The sequence below is a fragment of the Streptomyces sp. NPDC006643 genome (genome assembly GCF_042870175.1).
Taxonomy (GTDB): Bacteria; Actinomycetota; Actinomycetes; order Streptomycetales; family Streptomycetaceae; genus Streptomyces.
Genome location: NZ_JBIAHA010000009.1, coordinates 168,288 through 191,948, shown reverse-complemented (window position 1 = coordinate 191,948; position 23,661 = coordinate 168,288). Strand labels below are relative to the sequence as shown.

The window sequence follows — 23,661 nt, the reverse complement described above, 5'->3', positions numbered from 1 at the left end:
AGACTAGTACGACTGCGCGAAGGGCCATGGCCCCACATGGACGAGAACCGGCCTCCCCGGCGTCCGATGGCCGAGCGCTACGCACCCCCCGGCTGCCCCCGAACGCCACCCGCCGAGCGCGGATCAGGGCTGCGCAGCGCGTCGATCGCGATGCGGGCCGTCGTGCCGATCACGGCGTCCGCCGCGGGCAGCGCGCCGGCGGGGCTGGCCGCGCGGGTGAAGACCGCGACGGCGTAACGGCCGTGATCGGGGTATTCGATCACGCCGACCTCGTTACGGAGGGTGGGAGCGCTGCCCGTCTTGCCTGCGACGTGCACCTCGTCGAAGGGGAAGCCCGACGCGAGCCGGTGGGGCCACACCTGGAGGCCGAGCAGCCGGCGGACCGCCGCGCTGTGTTCGGGGTTGCAAGCCTCGTCGCGCCAGATCGCGCCGAGCAGACGGGTCATGTCGCGCGGGGTGCTGCGGTTGGTGCGGGCGGGGTCGAGGGCGCGCAGACGGGCGAGGACCTGGGGGTCGGCCAGCGCCTGCGGGCCGCCGTGTCCGGCGTCCTCCCTGATGGTGGCGATGAACTCGCCGAAGGTCTGGACGGCGTGGGTACGGGTGAGGCCCAGCCGCTCGGTGGTGTCGTTCACGGCGTCGAGTCCGACGCGTGCCAGCAGCAGTTCGGCGGCGGTGTTGTCGCTGACGGCCATCATCAGATAGGCCGCGTCGCGCAGGGAGACCCGGACCGGATCGAGCATGGCGGACAGCCCCGTCGGCCCGGGGGTACGGCCATCGGCCGGGGACTCGACCTGGTCCGTCAGGGCCAGCTGCCCTGCCTCGGCGTGCTGGTGGAGCGCGACGAGCAGACAGAGTTTGTGGACGCTCGCGGTGACCACCGGCTGGTCCGCGCCCACGTCGATCTGGGCGGCGGAGTCGATGTCGACGGCATGCAGCCAGCCCGTGACGCCCGCCGCGGCGAACGCGGCGCGGATGCGCTCCCGTGGGTGGTTGCGGATGGTGGGCTCGGTCATATCCAGTACTCCGCCGTCGGGCGCAGATGCAGTGGGCCGGAGGACACGTCGGGGCCGGGTGCGGCGGTACGGCCCAGGGCGTCGGTGACGGTGTCGGCGAAGGCGCGTACGGCGGCGTCGCCCCGCCCTTTGGGCCAGGCCGCCGAGTGACGCCAGGCCAGCGGCGCGCCGCTCAGCGGACGCCAGCTGAGATCCGGGTCTCCGGTCTGGTGGGCGTCGCGCGGGCCGAAGGCGACGGCACGGCTGGACAGCAGCAGGCCGCGGATGAAGCTGGGGCCCTGGCCGTGCCGGACGGCCGTGGGGGTGTAACCGTGCCGGGCGCAGGTGGTGAGGAGTTCGTCGTGCACGGCCGGGGCGTGGGTGCGTGGGAAGAGGATCAGGTCGTAGCCGGTGAGCGCGGCGAGCGGAACGGTTTCGAGGCGTGCCTCGGCGGCGTCGTGCGGCAGCAGGACACCGAGTTCATGGCGCAGGACGGGGCCCAGCTCCAGCCCGGACACGTCGCAGGGGTGGTGGATGAGGCCGACGTCCAGGTCGTGGGAGGCGAGTTGGGCGAGCTGCTCGGCGGTCGGCAGCTCGTGCAGTTCCAGCTCGACGCCGCTCTCGCGCTCCTGGAACCCGGCCAGGATCGCGGCCACGGTCCCGCCGGTGATGTCGGGCGGCAGGGCGGCGCGCAGCAGCCCGCTGTGGCCGTCCTGGATACGGCGGGCCGTGGCCATCAGTGCCTCGGAGTGGGCCAGTAGCTGCCGGGCCTCGTCCAGCAGGAGCGTGCCTCCCTTGGTGATCGTCACCTGTCTGCTGGAGCGCTCGAAGAGGCGGACGCCCAACTCCCGCTCCAGGCGCTGGATGCGCTGCGACAAGGGTGGCTGGGCCACGCCGAGACGCTGGGCGGCGCGGCCGAAATGTAACTCTTCCGCAACAGCCACAAAGCACTGGAGGTGCCGTATCAGGTCCACGAGCAGCAATCATACTGATTATTGATCGATCCATGAGCCATATCGGTCTTGGACGTGAATGCGTGGGCGTTGGTCTGCTCGCAGTGCTCCCAGCGAAAGGAAACCCGGCACCCTATGTCCAGCACCCTCTCCCGCCGTACCGCACTCGCCACGCTCTCCGGCCTCGCGACCCTCCCGCTGATCGGATGCGGCACGAGCAGGGCCGACGAGGCGAAGTCGAGTCCCCGCCCGGCCGGCGCGCCGCCCGGCGCCGATTCCCGGATCAGGCGCGCGTTCGTGGATCTGGAGCGGAAGTTCGACGCCCGGCTCGGGGTCTACGCGGTCGACACCGGCACCGGCCGGTCCATCACCCACCGGCCCGACGAGCGCTTCGCGTTCGCCTCCACCTGCAAGGCGCTGCTCGCCGCCGTGATGCTGGAGAAGAACTCCCTCAGGGAACTCGACCGGCTGGTGCGCTACGACCGTGAGGATCTCGCGGGCGCCGGATACTCGCCGATCACCGAGAAGCACCTCGACACGGGTCTCACCCTGCGCGAGTTGTGCGACGCCGCCGTCCGCTACAGCGACAACGGCGCCGCCAACCTTCTCTTCCGCGAGATCGGCGGCCCGAAGAGTCTTGAGTCCGCCCTCGTCTCCATCGGCGACCGGGTGACCCGGTGCGACCGTTACGAGGACGCGCTCAGCGAGGCCCGCCCCGGCGACCTCCGCGACACGAGCACGGCCCGCGCGCTGGCCACCGATCTGCGTACGTACGTCCTCGGCGACACGCTCCCCACCGAGAAGCGGGACGTGCTGACGGACTGGCTCAAGCGCAACACCACCGGTGACACGGTCATCCGGGCCGGTGCCCCGGCGGGCTGGCAGGTCGGCGACAAGACCGGCACCGGCGGCTACGGCACCCGCAACGACATCGCCATCGTGTGGCCGCCCAAGTCCGCCCCGATCGCCATCGCGGTGCTGTCCCGCCGTGACGAGAAGGACGCGGTGCCCGACGACGCCCTTCTCGCGGGGGCCGCCAAGGTGACGCTCGACGCGTTCGCCTGACCGCGCGTCACCCCGCCGCCACGCGGTCCGGTACGGCGAGTCGGCGCGCCTCGGTCGACTCGACGCGTTCCGCCTGTGCCGCAGTGACCACGTCGCACACCCAGTCCCAGTGCAGCGTCACGAGGTCCCCGGGAGCGAGTCCCTGGATCAGCGAGCGGCCTCCGGTCGACCAGCGCACGGACTCGGTCAGGGGCGGTCCCGGAATCAGGGCCGTTCCTGTCCAGGTCAGCGGGCGGGACTCGACCGTGGCCGACTCACCGGCGACCGCGCGGACCACGCCCGTCCGGATACGGCACCGGTCGAGGACGGACAGCGCCGTCGGATTGCCGGTGGAGCGCAGCAGCTCCGCCCAGGGGTAGACGTCGAAGACCTGGAAACTGTGGTGGGCCAGGGCCCGGCCGGACGCCTCGCGCCAGGTTCCGCCGAGCTGGCCCCGGAAGCGGTCGCGCATCCGGTCCAGCAGGGCGGCCGGGTCGGCCCGGTCCAGCAGGTCGTTGCCGATCCAGTAGGCCTCGACGACGCGCTCGTCGAGCGGGTCGTCGAGGCCCGCCGTCTCGGCGAGGAATTCGAGATAGACCCAGGCGCCGTCGAACTGGCGGGCGCCCCGCTCGATGCCGTCGGGGTCGGCGGGGCGCAGCAGCGCGGCGGAGTCCGCCGGGCCGCAGTAGCCGAGTTCGTTGGGCGGATAGGCGTACCGCGCGAAGAGGATCGCGCCGCGCTCGCTCATTCAGCAGATCCTCGGGAGCTGTTCGCCGACAGGGAGGGGCACCACGCGCGAGCCGCCGAGCCCGGTCCGGGCCACCACCATGCCGGGGTGGTCGGGTACGCAGGTGCCGATGCGCCGGGCGCCGTGTCCCAGGGGATGCGCCTGGAGGGCTTCGAGGACTTCGTCGGAGCGGTCGGCGGGGACGATCGCGATCAGTTTGCCCTCGTTGGCCACCTGGAGCGGGTCGAGCCCGAGCAGGCTGCACGCGTCGCGCACGGTGTGCGGTACGGGCAGGTCCCGCTCGATCAGTGCGACGCCGACCCCCGAGGCGGTGGCGATCTCGTTCAGCGAGGCGGCGACACCGCCGCGGGTGGGGTCGCGCAGTACGTGGATGTCGGCGCCGGTGGCGAGCATCGCGCCGACCAGGCCGTGCAGGGGCGCGGTGTCGCTCTCGACCGTCGTACCGAAGTCCAGGCCGTCGCGGCAGCTCATCACCGCCACGCCGTGCACTCCGATGTCGCCGCTGATCAGCACGGCGTCGCCGGGGGCCGCGCGGCGCGGACCGATGTCAACGCCGGCGGGGATCACCCCGATCCCGGAGGTGTTGACGTAGACGCCGTCGCCGCTTCCGCTGTCGACGACCTTGGTGTCGCCGGTGACCAGCCGTACCCCGGCCGCCCGCGCCGCCGCGCCCATGTCCTGGGCGACGCGTCCGAGGTCGCTGAGCGCGGTGCCCTCCTGGAGGATGAACGCGGACGACATGAACAGCGGCGTCGCGCCGGACATCGCCAGGTCGTTGACGGTTCCGTTGACGGCGAGGTCGCCGATGGAGCCACCGGGGAAGAACATCGGTCTGACCACGAACGAGTCGGTGGAGAAGGCGAGTCGGGTGCCTTCGCCGACGGTGAGGACGGCGGAGTCGCCCAGTTCGGGTGCGGCGGCGGAGCCGTACGCGGGCAGGAACAGGTGCTCGACGAGTTCGGCCGACATCGCGCCGCCGCCACCGTGGCCCATGACGACCGTCGGGGTCGCGCGCAGGGGGACGGGGCAGGTCCAGCTCTCGAAGTCGAGGCCGTTGTCCGCGACGGCGGCGCCGGTCGCCGGGGCGGGTACGGGGTGTGTGGTCCGGGTCTCAGTCACTTCGCATCGACCAGTTCGAGTCGGCGGTAGGTGAAGTAGGCGGCGCACGCGCCCTCGGAGGAGACCATCGTGGCGCCCAGCGGGTTCCTCGGGGTGCACTCCTTGCCGAACGCGGCGCACTCGTGCGGCTTGATCAGCCCCTGGAGCACGTCGCCCGAGCGGCACAGTGCCGACTCGGCGGTGCGGATACCGGTCACGTCGAATCTGCGTTCGGCGTCGAACTCCGCGTATTTCTCGGACAGTCGCCAGCCGCTGCCCGGGATCATGCCGATGCCGCGCCAGGTCCGGTCGGTGACCTCGAAGACGTCGCGCAGCATCTCCATGGCCGGCACGTTGCCCTCCTCGCGTACGGCGCGTGGGTAAGCGTTCTCCGTCTCGTGGCGGCCCTGTTCGAGCTGGAGGATCGTGCGGCGGACCCCTTCGAGGATGTCGAGCGGTTCGAATCCGGTGACCACGATGGGGACTTGGTACTTCTCGGCCAGGGGCGGGTACTCGGCGGTCCCCATCACGCTGCACACGTGCCCGGCGGCGAGGAACGCCTGCACCCGGCAGGTGGGCGACTCCATGATGGCGGCGATCGCGGGCGGTACGAGTACGTGCGAGACGAGCATCGAGAAGTTCCGTACGCCGAGACGCCGGGCCTGATGGACCGTCATGGCGTTGGCAGGGGCGGTCGTCTCGAAGCCGATGCCGAAGAAGACGACTTCCCTGTCCGGGTTCTCGCGGGCCAGTTTCAGCGCGTCGAGCGGGGAGTACACGACCCGTACGTCACCGCCCGCGCTCTTCACCGAGAACAGGTCCTGGCCGCTGCCCGGCACCCTCAGCATGTCGCCGAAGGAGCAGAAGATCACGCCGGGCCGGGCGGCGATGGCCAGCGCGCGGTCGATGATCTCCAGCGGGGTCACACAGACCGGGCAGCCGGGTCCGTGGATCATCTCCACGCCGTCGGGCAGCAGTTGGTCGATGCCGTGCCGGATGATCGAGTGGGTCTGGCCGCCGCAGACCTCCATCATCGCCCAGGGGCGGGTGGTGACCGCGTGAATCTGGTCGACCAGCCGCTTGGCGAGATCGGGGTCGCTGAACTCGTCGAGGTATTTCACTTAACCGGTGCCTTCCACTGATTCCCGCTGCCTGGCGGCGAGTTCGAAGCCGTCGCCGAACTCCTCCTCCAAGAGCCCGAGTTGCTCGAAGTTCGCCAGCGTGCGCAGGGCCGACGCCTCGTCGAGCCGCTGAATGGCGAAGCCGACGTGGACGACGACGTATTCGCCGATCTCCGCGTCGGGGATGTACTGGAGGCAGACCTCCTTACGTACGCCGCCGAAGTCGACCTGGGCCATCAGGGCGCCGTCGACCTCGGCGGTGCTCAGCACCCGCCCGGGGACTGCCAGACACATGGTGCCTCTTTCCTTCTCTCTGGATGGCGTGATGGATGGAGCGAGGACGAGGTGATCCGGCGTGAGGTCAGCCGGAGGCGGCGACCAGCAGTTGCCCGAACGCGATGCAGCCGTCGTTGGGCGGCAGCAGCCGGGGGCGCAGGACGGTGAAGTCCGAAGCCCGCAGGGCCCGTTGGGTCGATTCGAGCAGGACGGCGTTCTGGAAGACACCACCGCCGAGAGCCACCACACCGAGTCCGGTCCGGTGCCGGAACAGCTCCGCCAGGTCGACGGTGAGGTCCGCGACGGCCGCGTGGAAGCGCGCCGCGATCAGCTCCGGCGGGACGCCGTCCCGTACGTCGGCGACCACCGCGCGGATCACCGGGCCGACGTCGGCGACAACCGGCTCCCCGACGTCGCGCCCCGCCAGGACCCCGAACTCGTAAGGGGTCCCCATGGGCTCCCCCGCCGCCGAACGGGCCAGGCCCTCCAGCGCGATGGCGGCCTCCGCCTCGTACGCCACCTCGTGCCGTACGCCCGCGAGTGAGGCCACCGCGTCGAAGAGCCGGCCCATGCTGGATGTCGGCACACAGCCGAAGTCGGTCGCGAACTGGTGGGCCAGCACGTCGCGTTCGTCGGCCGGGCAGGCGGCCACGGCGGGCAGCTTCTCGTCCCAGTCGATCCCCGCGGCGTGCAGATGGGCGAGCGCCATCCGGTAGGGCCGCAGCACGCTGGCGTCACCGCCCGCGAGTGGTACGTACGCCAGATGGGCGGCCCTGCGGAAGGACTTGTAGCCGGCGATCAGCGTCTCGCCGCCCCACACCGCGCCGTCGGGACCGTGGCCGGTGCCGTCGTAGGCGAAGCCGATGACGCTCTCGCCGGGGCCGATGCCGTGCTCGCCCATCACCGCCGCGATGTGCGCGTGATGGTGCTGCACGGTGTGTACGGCCCGGCCCTCGGCGTGCGCGCGGGCCCAGGCGCCGGAGCGGTAGCCGGGGTGGGCGTCGGCCACGAGCTGTCCCGGTTCGACGCCGGTCAGCAGCCCGAGGTGGGCCGCCGTGCGGGTCAGCGCGTCGACCGTGGAGAGGTCGTCCATGTCGCCGATGTGCTGACTGACCCAGGCGTAGCCGCCCTCGCCGAGCGCGCAGGTGTTCTTCAGGTCGGCGCCGGTGGCGAGCAGCGGCGGGATGTCGAAGGGCAGAGCGAGGGGCAGCGGCGCGTACCCGCGTGACCTGCGTACGGGCAGTTCGGCGCCGGCCACGAACCGGCTGACCGAGTCGTCGCACGGCACCTGGATGGGGCGGTCGTGCCGGAGCCACGCGTCGGCCAGCGGGGCGAGTTCGCTGAGCGCCTTCGTGTCGTCGGTGACGATCGGCTCACCGGACCGGTTGCCGGACGTCATGACGAGCGCGTCGGGGCCGGGGGCGTCGTCGCCGATGCCGAAGAGGAGGACATGCAGGGGCGTGTACGGGAGCAGCAGGCCGAGGTCGGGGTTGCCGGGCGCCACGGCGGCTGCCAGGCCCGCGCCGGCGGCAGGGTTACGGCGCGGCAGCAGGACGATCGGCTTCCGGCCGCCGGTGAGCAGGGCCCGCTCGTCGTCGTCGAGCGTCACCAGTTCCTCGGCGACACCGAGGTCGGCGACCATGACGGCGAAGGGTTTGCCACCGCGCCGCTTGCGGCTGCGCAGTTCGGTGACGGCGGCTTCGTCGCGGGCGTCGCACGCGAGATGGTAGCCGCCCAGTCCCTTGATCGCGACGATCCCGCCCTCGGTGAGCAACCGCCGTGCGGCGCGCAGTGCTTGGTCGCCGTGCCCGAGCACCTCGCCGTTCTCGCCGACGAGTTCGAGACGGGGGCCACAGGCGTGGCAGGCGATCGGCTGGGCGTGGAAGCGGCGGTCGCGGGGGTCTTCGTACTGCGCGCGGCAGTCGTCGCACATGTCGAACCCCGCCATGGTCGTCGCCGCGCGGTCGTAGGGCATACCGGTGACGATCGTGAAGCGCGGCCCGCAGTGGGTGCAGGTGATGAAGGGGTGGCGATGGCGCCGGTCGTCCGGGTCGCGCAGTTCGGCCAGACAGTCCCGGCAGGTCGCGGTGTCGGGCGAGACCAGGGTGCGTACCCGGTCGGCCGTGCTGGAGGCCTCGATGACGAACTCCGCTCCCCCGGTGGGTGGTTGGTCCGTCACGGTCACGGACTCCACGACCGCGAGCGGCGGCGGGTCGGACTGGAGCCGGCGGCCGAACTCCGCGACCGCGTCGGCGTCGCCCTCCACCTCGGCCACGACGCCGTCACCGGTGTTGGTCACCGAGCCGGTGAGCGCGAGTTCGGCGGCGGTGACATAGACGAACGGGCGGAAGCCCACGCCCTGGACGACACCGCGCACCTCGAACCGGCGGCGTACGCGCGGCTGTTCGGGCTCCGCCGTCTCCCGGGCGCCGCTGCCCATCATCTCCAGGCCCGAGAGCGCCTCCGCCGCCTTCGTCTCGTCGATGATCTCCATGGCGAAGCCCATGTGCAGCAGAACCCAGTCGCCGGGGGCTGGAGGCGCGTCGAGCATGCCGACGTTGATCCGCCGCCGGGCGCCCTCCACATCGACGAGGGCGAGCTGGTCCGCGTACCCCTCGACGATCTCCACCACTCGCCCAGGGATACCGAGACACATGATCAGGACCTCCGGGTCCGGGCGGGTGCGGGAGCGGTTGCGGAAGCGGTCGCGGATTCGGGAACGGCCGCGGATTCGCCGGTGGGTGCCGGTCCGGCCGCCGACAGCCGCCGGACCAGCGCGCGCACCTCCGCCACCGCTTCGGGTACGGCCGCGGCGACGGCCTCGGTGAGGCCGATGCCCTCCTCGACGTCGGCGGGGGTGCACCCCACAACGTGGGTCAGCGGAAGCGTACCGCCCAGTTGGCCCAGATTTGCCAGTACTGATACCGGATTCATGCCGTGTGCGTCGAATTCACCTGATCCAAGGTCGTCGGGTCCGACCTCCAGAACGGTCAGCTCGCCGGGTGCGCCGCCGCCCTGGTAGGCGTCGACCAGCACCAGCGCGTCGTACCCGTCGAGCAGGTCGTACGCGAGGTGCATGCCCCGGATGCCGTAGTCGACGACCCGGACGCCGTCCGGGAGCGGCGCGCCGGGGTCGGTGGCGAGCCGGCGTACGACCTCCGGGCCGAAACCGTCGTCGCCGAGGAAGAGATTGCCGATGCCGGCAACGAGCACGCCTCTGGTCACGTCGCTGTCAGTTTCCGCCGGACTGGAGGTTCGGCGCGTCGGGGTCGGTGGGCTCCTCCGGCTTGACGGAGGTGTCCGACTTCTTGCCGGAGCGGCCGGCCGGCCGCTCGGCCGGGCCGCCGGAGGGCTGGTCCGAGCCGGTGTCGCGCGATCCCTTCGGGCCGCGCTCCTCCTGCGGTTCTTCGTCGTGGCGTCCACGTGCCGTGTCAGTCATCGGATGCTCCTCTCGCTCGTGTCACGCGCTCACATCGAGCGCATGCGGACGTATCTGCGGATGTCGGGGATCGAGCGCACGCCGACGGCGACGGCGACGACCGCCACAGCGGCGGCGGCACCCGCGGTGACCATTCCGAGGATTCTCACGAGGGGTTCTCCTTCCGGTGTTCGGGGGATTCGGGTGGTTCGGAGGTGCCGGGGATGCCCGTGACATCGGGGGTGTCGGGCAGGGGTTCGAGTTCGTCGGGGGCGAAGTAGAAGTAGCGCCCGTACCAGTCATGCATCTCGGCGGCCGGGTCGTCGACCAGGACGAGGGCGACATGTACGCCGCCGTCGACGTCCGACAGGACGGCGGTCACGCGCGCCACCTGACCGGCGAAAAAGAGATCCTGCGCGTCCGCGCGGCGGGAGGGGTGTACGCGGACGAGGCTGCCCTTGGCGACGGCGACGCCCTCGATCACGACGGCGTCGGAGGCGGGCGACACGGCGGCGTCGGCCGCCGGGTCCCACCAGGGGGCGCCGCCGGTGTCGAAGGCGGCCGGCTCGGCGTCCCGCAGATCGCCGACGGGGCCGCGCTCAAGCCCGGCGGGACCAGGGCCGGGACCGGGACCATGCGGGTCACGGAGAAGGCCGTGGAGCTGCTGGAGGTCGCCCGGCGACATCGTGTCGCAGCGGTCGATGATCTCGCGGGCCCGTGGGTCGGTGGCGCGCGCCTCCGCCTTCTCCTCCTCCGTCATCGTCATCACCCGGAGGGTCAGGATCTCGTCGATCTCGGTGGAGTCGAAGAGGGCGCCGGGGCTCTGTTCGGCGATCTCGGGGTGGTCGTAGAGGATGATCGGCGCGCCGAGCACCGTGTCCGTGGAGCCCTTCGCACCGGCCAGGACCGGCCAGCATCTGCGCTGTTCGCACCGGGCGGCGGAGGGCGCGGCCTCGTCCGGGGGCTCGCGCAGGGAGAGGAAGTCGGCGCCGTGGGCCTGGAGGAGCAGATGCGTGCCGATCAGCGAGGCGCGGATCGCGGCGTCCTTGTCGGTGGCGGTTCCCGTGTGCTCGTTGTCCACCGACACCGAGAGCCGCAGGTAGCCGTCGTCCCATGTCGTACGGGTGCGGACACGGGCCGTCAGCGGTTCGCGGCGCCGTACGACGCGGCCGACCGTGACCCCGTGCCCGTCCGTCAGCGGCTCGGTCTCCTCGCCGCCGGGGACCGTCCGCACCTCGTCGGTCGAGCCGTCCTCGGGGCTCAACGCGACTTCTCCCAGGTCCAGTTCGCACTCGACGGCTTCGTCCCAGCTCAGGACGGACACACCGGCGACATCGAGTTCACCGACGGGGGTGTACCCGCCGTCGGCCTCCAGCCGCTGCACCTCGCGTACCTGGAGCTGGAGGAAACGGAGCCGAACGGTCACCCCGGGCGGGCGCCCCGAGGCGACGTCAGGCACCTGGAGGAGTGCCTGCATCGCCATGCCCGGATCCTCGGCGAAGCTGCCGGGAGCCGCGTCGGGCGGGCCGAGCACGCCGAACTGCCAGCGGGACCGGTTCTTGTGGGAGCTGGCGCGGTACGGGTACAGCAAGTAGCCCTCGTACAGCACCGCGTCGGCGATCGTACGGACATGGTCCAGGCCCATGGCCGGTACGGGCGTCACCGGGGTCATGTGACCACCTCACCGATCTCGTCGGCGGCGGTCCGCGCCCGCGCGTCCGCCAGCACCGTGGTCACCGTCTCGTCCCAGCTGATCAGTCCGCGCCGCTCCCGGAAGTCGGCGAAGCGGGCGAGCACATCGTGATCGAGCCTGATCCAGCCCGAGTTGGGGAAGTGGGCGGCGATCATCTCCCGCCATACGGCGACCGGCAGTTGATGGCGCGCCTCGCAGTCCCAGGGCACCTGCCGTACGCCGAAGCCCGAACCGCCGCCACCGCCGTCCCCGCCGCCGCCCTTGGTGAAGACGGTGCCCGAGAAGAGCAGGCTGATCGGCACCGTCCCGTCCCCGAGGGCGTGCAGATAGCGGGAGCCGATGACGTCGAAGTCGTAGGTGCAGGGCAGCGCGAGGTCGATCTCGGTGGCGCCGGTGAAGCCCTGCACGGTGGTGTGGCACTGCATCCACTGGAACGGCCGCAGCGTGTCCGACCAGCGCTCACGCTCCCCGAAGAGCCCCCGCAGGGACTCCTGTTCGGCCGGTCCGTAGTGGCGGCGCTGCGGTTCGATACGGACCTGGCAGCGCAGCACCATCGCGTGGATCCGCTCGTCGGTGCCGTCCTCGATCCGCAGCCGCGCGGTCAGCTGGGGCGCGGCGGAGTACGGCTCGGCGACGATGTCCCGTACGGAGAACTCCAGGCCGGGACCGGGGGCCGCGGCGGCGCTCATGAGGCGCCGCCCGGGGCCGGCGTGCCGTCGGCGACGGCGGGCGCCGGCCGGCTGCGCCGCTGTACGTGCTCGAAGAAGGCGTCCATCGCGGCGTGTGCCTCCCGGCCGCCGTCGAAGCCGCGCCACAACGTCCGCAGTCGACCGACCAGTTCGTAGCACGCGTCGATCGGGACCAGATGGCAGGACGCGGCGATCTCGCGCCCGCCACCACCGCCGCCCGCGTCGGTGCGGCGTACGAGCAGCGCCTCGACGTCCGGCCGCAGCATGGCCAGTTCGGGGCTGGCCTCGACGATGGTCGACCACGCGTCGAGAGGCAGTTCGGACTCGGTGGCCCCGGCCGGGCCGGGGTAGAAGGCGATGGTGCGGTCCTGCGCGGAGTTGCGGAAGAGGAACGCCAGACCCACCGGGATCTGCAACTCGTCCCAGGTGCGCGCGTCCAGCGGGAGCCCGTCGAAACGTACGTACCGGTCGGGGACGGCGCGGTAGCGCAGTTGGGCGGCGTCGTCCGTGAAGAGCAGATAGCAGGCGCGGCAGCCGCACATCAGACTGCGGCTCTCCAGATTCACCACATGCTGGTGCTCCTCGCCGATCGGCGCGGCGCACATCTCGCACCGCTCGCCGACGACGGGCCCGGGGCGACTGCGGTTGACCCGCAGCAGCGCGGCGGCCGGCGACGCGGCGCGCCCCCGGGGCACGGCGCGGCCGGTGGGCGCGCTCATGTCGCGACCACCTGCGTGGCCGGTACGGCGACCGAGACCGACGCCCCGTCCGCCAGCAGCGGCAGCGGGTCCAGATGCGCCCCGTCGGCCTCGGGGTCGAGGCAGGCACCGGCCCGCCGTACGTCGTAGTGCGCGCGGCAGGCGGAACAGCGCAGCACTCCGTCGCCCGAGCCGCCGCCGAGCCGCCGGGCCAGCGTGGCGCCCTCCAGGGGGAGTTCGCACCGGGCGCAGCGGTCCCGGAAGGCGAACAGGTCGGGGCCGATCCGGCAGGCCACCACCGGCAGCCCGCCGGCGGTGAGGCGCGCCACGCCGCCGGACTCCAGGGCGAGCAGGGCGGGGACCGGCTCCCAGCTGGCGCCGGTGTCCGCGCCGCCCGCGGGATCCGCGTCGTGCAGCCGGGAGAAGAGGGCGTCCACCGGGACGAGGGGTCCCGCGGTCCCGGCGGCGTTCTTCTCCGTGGACTCGACCTCGATCGTGGTGATCTCCGGGGCCGCCGCCTCGATGGCGCCGCGCACGGCGAGTTCGAGGGTGGCGGAGGAGGACGGGCAGCCGTCGCAGCTGCCCAACAGCCGTAGTTGTACGGCCCCTTCGTCCGTGACGCCCAGCAACTCGACGTCGCCGCCGTGCGAGCCGAGATAGGGCCGCACGCTCTCCAGCGCGTTCTCGACGCGCGTCGTCACGCTGTACGGGTGCAGTCCGTGCACCAGGAGCACGCTGGCCACCAGGTCGTCCGCGGCGAGGGCGGCGAGCAACTCGTCGTCCAGTCGCCCCTGTTCATGGACGAGGTCCAGAAGGCGTTCCAGGCCGGCGCCGTAGAAGTCGGTGACGAGCCGCACCAGTTCCTCGCTGCGCTCGCGTGCCACGACGCCGCCCGCCGCGCTGGCGGCGATCAGGGTGTCGATACGCTCCCCGGTCGCCCGCCACTCCTGGGCCGCCTCGGGCGTCTCGGTCACTTCGGTCACGTCACTCACTGCCCGCGGACTGCGTGGGCGAGTGCAGCAGCTCCAGCTTCTTGCCCTCACCGAGATACATGTGCACGCCGCAGGGCAGACAGGGGTCGAAGCTGCGGACGGTCCGCATGATGTCGATGCCCTTGAAGTTCTCCCGGTCGTTCTCCTCGAAGATCGGCTGTCCCTGCACCGCGTCCTCGTAGGGCCCCGGTGTCCCGTAGGTGTCGCGCGGGCTCGCGTTCCACGGGGTCGGCGGGTACGGGTGGTAGTTGGCGATCTTGCCGTCCTTGATCACCATGTGGTGCGAGAGCACCCCGCGTACGGCCTCGGTGAAGCCGCAGCCGACAGCCTCCTCCGGGACCTCGAACTTCTCCCAGGTCTTGGTGCGGCCGGCCCGGATCTCCACGAGGGCCTTCTCGGCGAAGTGCAGCGCGCAGGCCGCCGCGTACGCCTGGAAGTAGGTCCGCGCCCGGTTGCGCTCGATGGTGTTGCTCCAGCGCGGGACGTGCCACTCCAGCTCGACCGGGCCCTTGAGCGCGGTCTTGGGGAGGTTGATCTTCACGCTCTTGCCGGTGGCCTGGATGTAGCCGATGTCGACGAGGCCGGCCAGCGCGGTGACCCACAGCCGGGCGAGGGGGCCGCCGCCGGTGTCGAGCGCGAGGTAGTCCTTGCCGTCGAACCAGCGCGGTGACATGACCCAGCTGTACTTGTCGCCCAGGTCGCGCTTCTGCGGCTGCGGGTTGGTGTGCTGGTTCCACGGGTGCCGCTTGTCGACCGGGTTGCCGAGCGGGTCGTGGGTCACGAACATCTCCTGCTCGTCCCAGTCGTTGTAGTACGACGAGCCGAGCAGGATGCGGATGCCGAGGTTGATCTTCACCAGGTCGGTGGTGACGAGCTTGCCGTCCACGACGACGCCGGGGGTCACGTACATCTTCCGACCCCAGTCGGTCATGTCCTTGTACTCGAAGTTGCAGTGCTCGGGGTCCTGGAAGGAGCCCCAGCAGCCGAGCAGGATACGGCGGTTGCCGACCTGCTCGTAGCCGGGCAGCGCCTCGTAGAAGAAGTCGAAGAGGTCGTCGTGCATGGGCACGACCTTCTTCATGAACTCCACGTAGCGCTGGAGGCGGGTGATGTAGTCCGTCATGAGCTGGATGGTCGCCACGGTGCCCACGCCGCCGGGGTAGAGCGTGGAGGGGTGCACATGGCGACCCTCCATCAGGCAGAACATCTCGCGGGTCATCCGGCTGACCTGGAGGGCCTCGCGGTAGAACTCGCCCGTGAAGGGGTTCAGCGAGCGCATGATGTCGCCGATGGTCTTGTACCCGTGGTCGGCCGCGTGCGGCGACTCGGTGCGGTTGGCCTGTTCGAGTACGCCCGGATTGGTCTCGGCGACCATTTTCTCGCAGTAGTCGACCCCGACCAGATTCTCCTGGAAGATGTTGTGGTCGAACATGTACTCGGCGGCCTCGCCGAGATTCACGATCCACTCCCCCAGATGCGGGGGCTTCACGCCGTACGCCATGTTCTGCGCGTAACAGGAACAGGTGGCGTGGTTGTCACCGCAGATTCCGCAGATCCGGCTGGTGATGAAGTGGGCGTCGCGCGGGTCCTTGCCCTTCATGAAGACCGAGTAGCCGCGGAAGATCGAGCTGGTGCTGTGGCACTCGGCGACGACCTTCTGCTTGAAGTCGATCTTCGTGTAGATACCCAGACTCCCGACGATCCGGGTGATGGGATCCCACGCCATCTCCACCAGTTCGTCTCTGCCCTGGCTCGTCGCCGTCATGAGGCCGCCTCTGCTTTCCGGTTCGCGATGTCGTGGGGATGTCGTGGGGATGTCATTGAACGGTGAATTGCCAGGTGCTACCGGGCGGTTGCCAGCCGAGTGCCCCATCGGCCGCCGGACCGGCGGCCGATGGGGCAGGTCACCGGATTACCAGTTACGCGTGGCGCCGGTGGTGAGTTCCTTGCCGCGCTTACGCCATTTCGGCTCGCGGTCGAGAGTGTGGGTGGTGATGTGGCGCAGCCGCCGCATCGTCGCCCCGTACAGGCCGACGGCATTCGTGGAGAGTTTCCCGCCGGGGGGCTCGTCCATGAACGGCATGAATTTGTCGGGGAAGCCGGGCATGGTGCAGCCGATACAGATACCGCCGACGTTGGGGCAGCCGCCGATGCCGTTCATCCAGCCGCGCTTGGGCACGTTGCACTTCACGGTCGGGCCCCAGCAGCCCAGCTTCACGATGCACTTGGGCGAGCCGTACTCCGTCGCGAAGTCGCCCTGCTCGTAGTAGCCGGCCCGGTCGCAGCCCTCGTGCACCGTCTGGCCGAACAGCCAGGTCGGGCGCAGTTCGTCGTCGAGGGGGATCATCGGGGCCTGGTCGGTGGCCATGTAGAGCAGATAGGTGAGCGTCTCCGAGAGGTTGTCCGGCTGGATGGGGCAGCCGGGGACGCACACGATGGGGATGCCCGCCTTGGACTTCCAGTCCCAGCCCAGATAGTCCGGGACGCCCATGGCGCCGGTGGGGTTGCCCGCCATGGCGTGGATACCGCCGTAGGTGGCGCACGTGCCGACCGCGACGACCGCCGTGGCCTTCGGCGTGAGCCGGTCGAGCCACTCGCTGGTGGTCATCGGCTGACCGGTCGCCGGGTCGTTGCCGAAGCCGGACCAGTAGCCCTCGTCGTGCAGCTTCTCGTTGGGAATCGAGCCTTCGACGACCAGGACGAAAGGCTCCAGTTCCCCGCGGTCCGCCTTGAAGAACCACTCCAGGAAGTCGTCGGCGCCGCCGTTGGGGCCGCACTCGAAATCGATCAGCGGCCAGTGCACGGCGATCTGCGGAAGACCGGGCAGCGCGCCGAGCGCGATCTCCTCGATGCTGGGCTGGGTCGCGGCGGTCAGCGCGACCGAGTCCCCGTCACAGCTCAGTCCGGCATTGATCCACAGCACGTGAATCAGTGTGTCCTCGGCTTTTCTCGCCGCTTCTGTCGGCATAGCACCGCTGCCTTCCGGGATTGTCCCACCCGATACCCACGAATCTCATGGGTGTGGCGTCGCTCACATTGCTACCATCTAGGATCTGGCTGAGCGTTCTGTCAACACGAGTTTCGTCCGGGCGGCCCTATCTGTTTCGCCCCGCGAAGCTCGGCCAATTGGGTGACTTGAGGAAGGCCGGCCAGTCGATGCATGAATTGTCGATCACGCAGAGCATTGTCGACGCGATTTGCGAACGCGCCGCGGGAAGGCCGGTCCATACCGTCAGTGTCCGGGTGGGAATACTGACCGCGGTGGTGCCGGAATCCATGCGCTTCTGCTTCGATCTGACCACCGCGGGCACGGTCGCGGCGGGCGCGACGCTCGAAATCGAGCAGCCTCCGGGAACGGCGCGCTGCCGGGCGTGTTCGGCGGACTTCACCGTGCCGGATCTTGTATTGCTGTGTCCGTGCGGGAGCGCCGATGTGGAGATCACATCGGGCCAGGAGCTACAGATCATCTCCATGAGAGTGGGCTGACCTATGTGCGGTACGTGCGGTTGCTCGGGCGGTAGCGAGGGGGGCGGCGGGACGCGGGTCGCCGTGCCTCACACGCATCCCCACGAGGGCGATCTCGACCACGGTCACGGTCACGGTCATGGTGACGGTCACGACCACGACCACGACCACGACCACGACCACAGCCGTACCGCGCCGGTCGCGATCCGCGGCGCGGCCGACAGCGGCGAGACCATCACCCTCGAACAGCGGGTCCTCGCCAAGAACGAGGACCTGGCCACCCGCAATCGCGCCTGGCTGGCCGAACAGGGCATCGTGGCGGTGAACATGATGAGTTCACCCGGGGCCGGCAAGACCACCCTGCTCGAACGCACCATCCGGGACTTCGCCGGCCGACGCCGCGTCGCGGTCATCGAGGGCGACCAGGAGACGATGCTCGACGCCGAGCGGATCAAGCGCGCGGGCAGCACCGTCGTACAGGTGAACACCGGCGCGGGATGCCACCTCGACGCGGAGATGATGCGGGACGCGCTGACGACCCTGACGCCGGAGCCGGGGTCACTCATCCTGGTGGAGAACGTCGGAAATCTGGTCTGCCCCGCCCTGTTCGACCTCGGCGAGCGCAGCCGGGTCGTGATCATCTCGGTCACCGAGGGCACGGACAAGCCGCTCAAGTACCCGTACATGTTCGCCGTGGCGGACCTGGTGATCATCAACAAGGTCGACCTCCTGCCGTACGTGGACTTCGACATGGCCCGCTGCGAGGAGTACGCCCGCTCCGTCAACCCGGGCCTGCGGGTGCTGGCCCTGTCGGCGACCACCGGTGAGGGGATGCGGGACTGGTACGACTGGATCGCCGCGCGGTACTGAGCCGTGCCGCCCCCGCCACTCGTCCGCCGATCTGAGTAGCCGCACCCATACGGCGCCGACACCACGGGATCTACGCTCCGCCGCCGCTGGTCGACCGGCGGCGCGCCTGGGGCGGGGTCGTACTCGGCTCGGTGGCCGTCGTCGTTCCCCTCGGGGTGGTCCTGTGGGCCCTGTGGGCGCTCTCCAACACGGAGATGTACTAGGTCGTGCCTTCCCGGGCCCGCACCGCGACCTCCGTCAGGGACAGCGGGTTCGTGGTCGATGTCAGTTGGACGCGTACGTAGCGGCCCTTCGTTCCGGCGAGGTCGACGCTCGTCGGGCGCGCCGCCCGGTCCTCGCGGTGGACGGCGGTCACACCCGGTGCGGTGCGGGCCTCCTCCAGTGAGTCCGAGGTGAACGGGGTGTCGGAGACCAGCACCCAGTAGTCGGCGAGGCGTTCCGCGCAGCAGTCGGTGCGGTTCCAGATCTCGACGGTGTCGATGGTGTGGGACCGCTCCAGATCGACCTGCCACCATGCCTCGCGGGACGGTTCCGCCGTGTGGGTCGTGGTGTTGTCGCGCAGATAGTCCCCCGCGGTGTTCCCGTCGACCGCGCGGCCGGCGACACCGTCCCACGCCGTGCTGGACTGGGTCGCCGCCCTGTCGCGCGCCACGTTGGGCAGCACGGCCTCGGTGTGAACGGTGAGTTCGACGACCTTCCCTCCCACGCCGGTCACGACCGCTTCGAGTGCGGCCGGGCCGGTCGCACTCGACGCCGGGATCGACACGGGGGCCGTGAGGGTGTGGGTACGGCCCGCTCCCAGGCCGCTGAACCGCTCTCCACCGCCGGTGGTCCAGCCCTCGGGCGCCCGCAGCGCGAGGGTGCCGCGCGCCGGGCGCCGGCCGAGGTTCGTCACATGGACCGGGACGTCCGTCACCGCACCCACCGTGAGTTGGTCCGGCGCCTGGGCCCAGGAGACGACGCTTCCGGTGGGCGCGACGAGCAGCGCGTCGAGGCGCAGGCCGAGGTCCTCGCCCGCGTGGTCGGGCCGCGCGAGGGTGAGGGTCACGGGGGTGACCTGGCCGGGGCGTACGGAGAAGGGGCCGACGGTCTCGCGGGTCAGGTCCTCGCCCTTCACCAGCTCGGACCGCGAGCCGACTTGGACGCGGTAGAGCGCGTCCGGGCGGGCCTCTCCCCGTACCGCCAGCGACACCCGTCCGGCGCGGTCGGGGGTGACGTACGCGGTGTGGCGCACAGTGGTCCGGCGGGTGGTGGAGTAGTTGCCGTCGTCGGCGTAGCTGTAGCCCTGCTCGAAGTCCGCCGCGTCGAGCGCCGCCGCTCCGTCGCGGCCCAGGGAGACGGTTCCTCGGGGGATGACGCGCAGTTCGGAGCCGAGTTCGACCTTGATCACGGGAAGCACCTGGTCGCGTGGCGCCGCGGGCAGCGTGACGACGAGGTCGTCCCCGTCCCGGCGCCAGTCGAGCACTTCCGCCGCCCCGTCCTCGCGGACCTCCCGTACGGGCGTGGCCAGGCCGGGCAGCCGCAGTTCGCCGGTCTCCGGCCAGTCGGTCACATGGAGGAACATCTCGCGGTCGTCGACCGTCACCTCGCCCCAGGGCTGTCCCCCGAACCGGGTGGCGGAGGCGTCGAGCACGGCGCCCGGGTGGCGGTCGAGCCAGTCGCCCATTCCGCGCAGGACGTCGGCCTCGAACTCGACCACCGAACCGTCGCCGCGCGGGCCGATGTTGAGCAGATAGTTGCCGCCACGGGCCCGTACACCGGTGAGTCCGACGACGAGGTCGCGGATCTTGCCGGGCAGGTCGTCGCGGACCTGCCAGCTGCGGTAGCCCCAGGTGTCGTGGTAGATCGAGGCGGGGGTCTGCCAGGCACCGTCGAGTGCCACGGAGGGGATCTCGTTGTCGCCGAGTGTGCGGAAGTCGCCCTTGTTGTTCCAGACCCGGCTGTTGACCGCCGCTTCCGGCTGGAGTTCGCGGACGATGCCGGCGAATTCCTCGCTCTGCGCGTCCGTGGGCGACGACATGTCGAACCACACCTCGGCGATGTCACCGTAGTTGGTCATCAACTCGCGGATCTGCGCCTTTATCACCGGTTCCATCGAGGCCGGGATCGGATTGTTGTTGTTGCCGTCGAAGGCGTGGCCCTGGTGCCAGTCCACCAGGGAGAAGTAGAAGCCGAACTTCAGTCCCTGGCCCCGGCATTCGTCGGCGAGCGCCTTGAGGGGGTCTTTTCCGTACGGGGTCGCGTCCGTCACGTCGTAGTCGGTGGTGGCGGTGTCGAACATGGAGAAGCCGTCGTGGTGCTTGCTGGTGATGACCACGTACCGCATACCGGCCCGCTTGGCGAGCGAGCAGATCTCGGCGGGGTCGAAGCGGTCCGGCCGGAAACGGGCGGCGACGTCCAGATACTCCTCCTCGGAGATGTTCGCCCACATCTGGATCTGCTCGCTGTACCCGGAGGTGACGGGCTCGCCCTTCCAGACGCCGCCCAGCTCGGAGAAAAGACCCCAGTGGATGAACATGCCGAACTGGAGCCGCTGCCAGGCCGCGAGGTCTTCGTCGGCGCTGAGATCGATCGCGCCCGGTATGCCGCGGACAGCCGGTGCGCCCGGGTGTTCCGGCCGGTCCGCCGCGGTGGCGACGGCCGAGGGCGGGCCTGTCGCCACCGCCCCCACGGCGAGCAGCAACGCGAGCACGACACCGATCACCTTGCGCATTCCGGCACTCCTCCGCGAGCGATCCCGTGGATACATCCGACCCTGACATCCCAATTGGGCACTTTGCGCCCAGTTTTGACGATCGAGCGGGTCAACACATCGGATGTTAAAGGCCAGTTGGCCCCGCGTCACCCCCTCCGACGCGGCCGGTTCGGCGGTCCCGATCGAATTCGAAAAGAAAACGACCCACTCGAACGGAAAGCGGCTGCATATTCGAATCGAATATCGAACGGCGCTACGACAGCTGCCCATTGGGGCGCCCGGCCGAATCTGACTTTGCATGAGGGGCTGTTCACGGCAGTCGCGGAGTGACACGCGGTACGGTCGTTTCAGCTCCCGGTGAGGAGCCCGCCCCGGGAATGGGTACCAGCCACAACCCAGGGTGCGAATCGATCAAAAGCGGAGAGCCGATGCTTGACCAATTTCGCCGAGGTTGGATAATTCCGCCCTCCGGGCCATCGCACGATAGCAGTGCGCCCAGTATTTCCGCAGCCGTTCCCGGCCGGCCGGTGAATCAGCACGGCCTTCTCGGCTTCGCCGCCTTTGTTCAGCTGCACCGGCCCGACTATCTCCGCTACGCACGGGCGAGACTCGTCGACGAGAGTGCGAGCCGCGCCGCCGTCGAGGCGACCCTGGCCGCCGTCGGCGGCCGATGGGGCGACCTCCTGCGCAACGCCCGCCCGGCGGCGGACGCGTGGCGGCAGTTGCGCGCGCAGATCCAGACCGCGAGCCGCCATGCCGGCGACGAGGATCCGGCCGTCGGGTGGCTGTACGGCGTCCTCCCGCAGGACGCCGCGGACATCGCCCTGCTGCGGTGGCGGCTGTCCCTGACGATCGGGGCGGTCGCCGATCTCATGGGCGTCGATCCGCCGGCGGTGGTCGCGTCTCTTCTGACGGTCCGGCGACAGTGCCCGGCCGCGACACTCCAACAACTGGAGCATCGCACTTCCCGTCCGTAACACAGGCTCGACTCCGGGGCGCCATCATCACGCCGACACGTGGTGGTGCGCCTTCGGCTGCCCTCCTAGGATGGGTTCGTATTCCCTGGCGAGATCGGGGCTCGAACCGGGAGGAGTCTGTCCCTTGGCGGACAACAGGCGTGTCGATTTATCCGTACCGAGTGCGGCGCGGATGTATGACTGGTTGCTGGGCGGCCATTACAACTACGAAGTCGACCAGAAAGCGTCCGAGGAACTCCTCAAGGTCGCGCCGACCACGAAGGAACTGGCCAGGAACAACCGCTGGTTCCTGGAGCGCGTGGTGCGTGTCATGGCCGAGGAGCACGGAATTCGGCAGTTCGTCGATTTCGGCTCCGGTCTGCCGACGCAGAACAATGTGCATCAGATCGCCCAGGCCGTCGATCCCCGGTCACATGTCGTCTATGTCGACGACGACCCCGTCGTTCTCGCGCACGGTCAGGCGATCTTCGACGAGAACGACCAGAGTGTCGTCATCGCCTCGGACATGCTGGAGACGGACCACATCCTGGAACACGCCGACTTCAAGCGGCTCATCGACCTCGACCGGCCGGTCGGCGTTCTCTTCAACTCCGTTCTGCACTGCATTCCCGACTCCGCCGGACCGGCCGAACTCGTCACACGTGTCGTGGACCGTCTGCGGCCCGGCAGCTTCGTGGTGATCTGCCAACTGGTCAGCGACGACGCCGAGCTGCGCCGCCAGGTGACGGAGATGATGCTGGAACAGACCCACGGCCGATGGGGTCAGGTACGCGAACGGGCCGAGGTGGACCGGTACTTCGACGGGCTGGACATCCAGCCGCCCGGACTGGTCGACGTCACGGACTGGCGGCCGGACTCGGAGCTCCAGCAACGGCAGCGCAGCATCGAGTGGACGGAGTACGGCGGACTGGCCGAGGTGCCGCCGAGCCGGCGGCGGACACTCCTCCCTACTCCTCGTACTGCTTGATCGCGTCCAGCAGTATGGCCCGGCTGTCCCGCCAGGAGGCCGCCGCCTCGTGGCTCAGGCGCAGCATCAGCTCCACGCGCCGCTCCACCTCGTCCGGCTTGACGTAGTACGTCGCGTCGTCGTCCCCCTCGACATACACCATGGCGGGTGGCCCGAGGGGGGCGAAGCGCAGATGCGCCATGGAGCCGTGGTTGGAGACGACGCTGCTGTTCAGCGGCACGAACTGGATGGAGACACCGGGCCGGTCGCTGTACTCCAGGAGCTTGCGCAGTTGCTCGGCCATGGTCTGCCGGGAGCCCACCTGGCGGAGCAGTACGGACTGGTCCAGCAGGAACCTCCCCTTGGGCGGGTCGGGTTGCTCGAAGAACCGCCGCTGCCGCTCCGCCCGCAGCTCGACACGCTGTTCCACCTGGTCGCCCTCGCAGACGCGCAGGCCGTCGCTGATGATCTGGCGGGCGTACGCGGCGGTCTGGAGGAGACCGGGGGCGATCCGGGCCTCGTAGGCGCAGAAGTACACGGCGTCGGACTCCAGCGCGATCAGCCGCTGCATCCACGAGGCCGCGTAGTCCGAGTAGCGGTCGAACCATTCCGGTTCCAGCGCGCGGCGGGCGAGGTGCCGCAGATCGGCGCGCTCGGCCGCGGTCGCCCCGTACTTGGCGGCGAGGATCTCGACGTCCCGAAGGTCCGGCGGGCTCAGCGCCCGTTCGAGCCGGCTCACCTTGGAGACGGAGGCGTTGATCAATTTCGCCGAGTGGGTGGCGGTGACATTATGAGCCTCGCGCATTCTGCGCAGTTGCGTGCCGAGCACGATACCGGCCGCTGTCGGATTGAGACTCGGTTGGCGAACGGGGCCGAAAAGCGGGACCGGGTTATCAGGTTGATGGGACACGCGTGCTCCGTTCATGAATAAGCGTGGCTCATCATGGCACGGCGAAGCTCGCGTGTCCCACCGAACTGGCATTCAA

At 70.1% G+C, this 23,661-nt stretch carries 23 protein-coding genes; 5 read left to right on the top strand and 18 right to left on the bottom strand.

Features of this window, described 5'->3' with window-relative positions:
* Positions 1-77 precede the first annotated feature (77 nt).
* Both ACFYNU_RS14825 and ACFYNU_RS14820 read right to left on the bottom strand, forming a co-directional pair.
* Positions 78-1,013, bottom strand: a complete 936-nt coding sequence (locus tag ACFYNU_RS14825; RefSeq protein WP_356585581.1) for a serine hydrolase — start codon at positions 1,011-1,013, stop codon at positions 78-80.
* Positions 1,010-1,936 carry a LysR family transcriptional regulator gene (locus ACFYNU_RS14820; RefSeq protein ID WP_356585746.1) on the bottom strand — a complete coding sequence of 309 codons (927 nt, stop codon included), beginning with the start codon at positions 1,934-1,936 and terminating at the stop codon, positions 1,010-1,012. Before ACFYNU_RS14820 ends, ACFYNU_RS14825 begins: the two co-directional genes overlap by 4 nt.
* Positions 1,937-2,080: 144 nt before the next feature.
* Here ACFYNU_RS14820 and bla point away from each other — a divergent pair, with 144 nt between their 5' ends.
* The gene (bla, locus tag ACFYNU_RS14815; RefSeq protein ID WP_356585579.1) at positions 2,081-3,010 is read left to right on the top strand and encodes a class A beta-lactamase; all 930 of its coding nucleotides are present in this window, start codon (positions 2,081-2,083) and stop codon (positions 3,008-3,010) included.
* 7 nt (positions 3,011-3,017) lie between these two features.
* On the opposite strand, the gene ACFYNU_RS14810 is transcribed toward bla, so the two are convergent.
* The 14 genes from ACFYNU_RS14810 to ACFYNU_RS14745 form a co-directional block, all read right to left on the bottom strand.
* Complete coding sequence (locus ACFYNU_RS14810) at positions 3,018-3,737, bottom strand: DUF6390 family protein (protein ID WP_356585577.1); 720 nt, start codon at positions 3,735-3,737, stop codon at positions 3,018-3,020.
* A complete protein-coding gene (hypE, locus tag ACFYNU_RS14805) occupies positions 3,738-4,856 on the bottom strand; it encodes a hydrogenase expression/formation protein HypE (protein WP_388766285.1) in 1,119 nt (372 codons plus the stop codon).
* Positions 4,853-5,956, bottom strand: coding sequence for a hydrogenase formation protein HypD (gene hypD / locus ACFYNU_RS14800; RefSeq protein WP_356585576.1), 1,104 nt, complete (start codon positions 5,954-5,956; stop codon positions 4,853-4,855). The genes hypE and hypD overlap by 4 nt, the downstream gene beginning before the upstream one ends.
* Positions 5,957-6,250, bottom strand: coding sequence for a HypC/HybG/HupF family hydrogenase formation chaperone (locus tag ACFYNU_RS14795; protein WP_356585574.1), 294 nt, complete (start codon positions 6,248-6,250; stop codon positions 5,957-5,959).
* A gap of 67 nt (positions 6,251-6,317) precedes the next feature.
* Positions 6,318-8,888 (bottom strand): carbamoyltransferase HypF, encoded by a 2,571-nt coding sequence (gene hypF / locus ACFYNU_RS14790; RefSeq protein ID WP_356585572.1) that lies wholly within the window; start codon positions 8,886-8,888, stop codon positions 6,318-6,320.
* 2 nt (positions 8,889-8,890) lie between these two features.
* Complete coding sequence (locus tag ACFYNU_RS14785; protein WP_356585570.1) at positions 8,891-9,457, bottom strand: hydrogenase maturation protease; 567 nt, start codon at positions 9,455-9,457, stop codon at positions 8,891-8,893.
* Positions 9,458-9,464: 7 nt separating this feature from the next.
* Positions 9,465-9,671 carry a hypothetical protein gene (locus ACFYNU_RS14780; RefSeq protein WP_356585569.1) on the bottom strand — a complete coding sequence of 69 codons (207 nt, stop codon included), beginning with the start codon at positions 9,669-9,671 and terminating at the stop codon, positions 9,465-9,467.
* Between the two features lie 29 nt (positions 9,672-9,700).
* On the bottom strand, positions 9,701-9,820 hold the full coding sequence (locus ACFYNU_RS14775; protein ID WP_388766279.1) for a DUF6893 family small protein: 120 nt from the start codon (positions 9,818-9,820) through the stop codon (positions 9,701-9,703).
* Positions 9,817-11,322, bottom strand: coding sequence for a hypothetical protein (locus tag ACFYNU_RS14770; RefSeq protein WP_356585568.1), 1,506 nt, complete (start codon positions 11,320-11,322; stop codon positions 9,817-9,819). The genes ACFYNU_RS14775 and ACFYNU_RS14770 overlap by 4 nt, the downstream gene beginning before the upstream one ends.
* On the bottom strand, positions 11,319-12,032 hold the full coding sequence (locus tag ACFYNU_RS14765; protein WP_356585567.1) for a DUF6084 family protein: 714 nt from the start codon (positions 12,030-12,032) through the stop codon (positions 11,319-11,321). The genes ACFYNU_RS14770 and ACFYNU_RS14765 overlap by 4 nt, the downstream gene beginning before the upstream one ends.
* Positions 12,029-12,751 carry a DUF5947 family protein gene (locus tag ACFYNU_RS14760; protein ID WP_356585566.1) on the bottom strand — a complete coding sequence of 241 codons (723 nt, stop codon included), beginning with the start codon at positions 12,749-12,751 and terminating at the stop codon, positions 12,029-12,031. Before ACFYNU_RS14760 ends, ACFYNU_RS14765 begins: the two co-directional genes overlap by 4 nt.
* Positions 12,748-13,713 (bottom strand): NifU family protein, encoded by a 966-nt coding sequence (locus ACFYNU_RS14755; protein WP_356585565.1) that lies wholly within the window; start codon positions 13,711-13,713, stop codon positions 12,748-12,750. Before ACFYNU_RS14755 ends, ACFYNU_RS14760 begins: the two co-directional genes overlap by 4 nt.
* A gap of 1 nt (position 13,714) precedes the next feature.
* Positions 13,715-15,487, bottom strand: a complete 1,773-nt coding sequence (locus tag ACFYNU_RS14750) for a nickel-dependent hydrogenase large subunit (protein ID WP_356585564.1) — start codon at positions 15,485-15,487, stop codon at positions 13,715-13,717.
* 147 nt (positions 15,488-15,634) lie between these two features.
* A complete protein-coding gene (locus tag ACFYNU_RS14745; protein WP_356585563.1) occupies positions 15,635-16,690 on the bottom strand; it encodes a hydrogenase expression protein HypE in 1,056 nt (351 codons plus the stop codon).
* Between the two features lie 53 nt (positions 16,691-16,743).
* Here ACFYNU_RS14745 and ACFYNU_RS14740 point away from each other — a divergent pair, with 53 nt between their 5' ends.
* Both ACFYNU_RS14740 and hypB read left to right on the top strand, forming a co-directional pair.
* Complete coding sequence (locus ACFYNU_RS14740; RefSeq protein ID WP_356585562.1) at positions 16,744-17,208, top strand: hydrogenase maturation nickel metallochaperone HypA; 465 nt, start codon at positions 16,744-16,746, stop codon at positions 17,206-17,208.
* A gap of 63 nt (positions 17,209-17,271) precedes the next feature.
* Positions 17,272-18,057: a hydrogenase nickel incorporation protein HypB gene (gene hypB / locus ACFYNU_RS14735; protein ID WP_356585561.1), complete on the top strand. Its 786-nt coding sequence runs from the start codon at positions 17,272-17,274 to the stop codon at positions 18,055-18,057.
* A 199-nt stretch (positions 18,058-18,256) separates the two neighbouring features.
* Here the strand turns inward: hypB and ACFYNU_RS14730 are convergent, their stop codons facing one another.
* On the bottom strand, positions 18,257-20,770 hold the full coding sequence (locus ACFYNU_RS14730) for an alpha-L-fucosidase (RefSeq protein WP_356585560.1): 2,514 nt from the start codon (positions 20,768-20,770) through the stop codon (positions 18,257-18,259).
* Between the two features lie 509 nt (positions 20,771-21,279).
* Between ACFYNU_RS14730 and ACFYNU_RS14725 the strand changes: the two genes are divergently transcribed.
* Positions 21,280-21,729, top strand: coding sequence for a hypothetical protein (locus ACFYNU_RS14725; RefSeq protein WP_356585559.1), 450 nt, complete (start codon positions 21,280-21,282; stop codon positions 21,727-21,729).
* A gap of 124 nt (positions 21,730-21,853) precedes the next feature.
* Positions 21,854-22,696, top strand: a complete 843-nt coding sequence (locus ACFYNU_RS14720; RefSeq protein WP_356585558.1) for an SAM-dependent methyltransferase — start codon at positions 21,854-21,856, stop codon at positions 22,694-22,696.
* On the opposite strand, the gene ACFYNU_RS14715 is transcribed toward ACFYNU_RS14720, so the two are convergent.
* Positions 22,677-23,600: a helix-turn-helix transcriptional regulator gene (locus ACFYNU_RS14715; RefSeq protein ID WP_356585557.1), complete on the bottom strand. Its 924-nt coding sequence runs from the start codon at positions 23,598-23,600 to the stop codon at positions 22,677-22,679. The genes ACFYNU_RS14720 and ACFYNU_RS14715 overlap by 20 nt on opposite strands.
* Positions 23,601-23,661: the final 61 nt, after the last annotated feature.

Excerpts from the sequence above, each read along its gene's own strand:
- ACFYNU_RS14810 (WP_356585577.1), bottom strand. The coding sequence starts at position 3,737 with ATGAGCGAGCGCGGCGCGATCCTCTTCGCGCGGTACGCCTATCCGCCC.
- ACFYNU_RS14715 (WP_356585557.1), bottom strand. The coding sequence starts at position 23,600 with ATGAACGGAGCACGCGTGTCCCATCAACCTGATAACCCGGTCCCGCTT.
- ACFYNU_RS14795 (WP_356585574.1), bottom strand. The coding sequence starts at position 6,250 with ATGTGTCTGGCAGTCCCCGGGCGGGTGCTGAGCACCGCCGAGGTCGAC.
- ACFYNU_RS14750 (WP_356585564.1), bottom strand. The coding sequence starts at position 15,487 with ATGACGGCGACGAGCCAGGGCAGAGACGAACTGGTGGAGATGGCGTGG.
- ACFYNU_RS14730 (WP_356585560.1), bottom strand. The coding sequence starts at position 20,770 with ATGCGCAAGGTGATCGGTGTCGTGCTCGCGTTGCTGCTCGCCGTGGGG.
- ACFYNU_RS14825 (WP_356585581.1), bottom strand. The coding sequence starts at position 1,013 with ATGACCGAGCCCACCATCCGCAACCACCCACGGGAGCGCATCCGCGCC.
- hypF (WP_356585572.1), bottom strand. The coding sequence starts at position 8,888 with ATGTGTCTCGGTATCCCTGGGCGAGTGGTGGAGATCGTCGAGGGGTAC.
- ACFYNU_RS14745 (WP_356585563.1), bottom strand. The coding sequence starts at position 16,690 with ATGCCGACAGAAGCGGCGAGAAAAGCCGAGGACACACTGATTCACGTG.
- ACFYNU_RS14780 (WP_356585569.1), bottom strand. The coding sequence starts at position 9,671 with ATGACTGACACGGCACGTGGACGCCACGACGAAGAACCGCAGGAGGAG.
- bla (WP_356585579.1), top strand. The coding sequence starts at position 2,081 with ATGTCCAGCACCCTCTCCCGCCGTACCGCACTCGCCACGCTCTCCGGC.
- ACFYNU_RS14760 (WP_356585566.1), bottom strand. The coding sequence starts at position 12,751 with ATGAGCGCGCCCACCGGCCGCGCCGTGCCCCGGGGGCGCGCCGCGTCG.
- ACFYNU_RS14770 (WP_356585568.1), bottom strand. The coding sequence starts at position 11,322 with ATGACCCCGGTGACGCCCGTACCGGCCATGGGCCTGGACCATGTCCGT.
- ACFYNU_RS14765 (WP_356585567.1), bottom strand. The coding sequence starts at position 12,032 with ATGAGCGCCGCCGCGGCCCCCGGTCCCGGCCTGGAGTTCTCCGTACGG.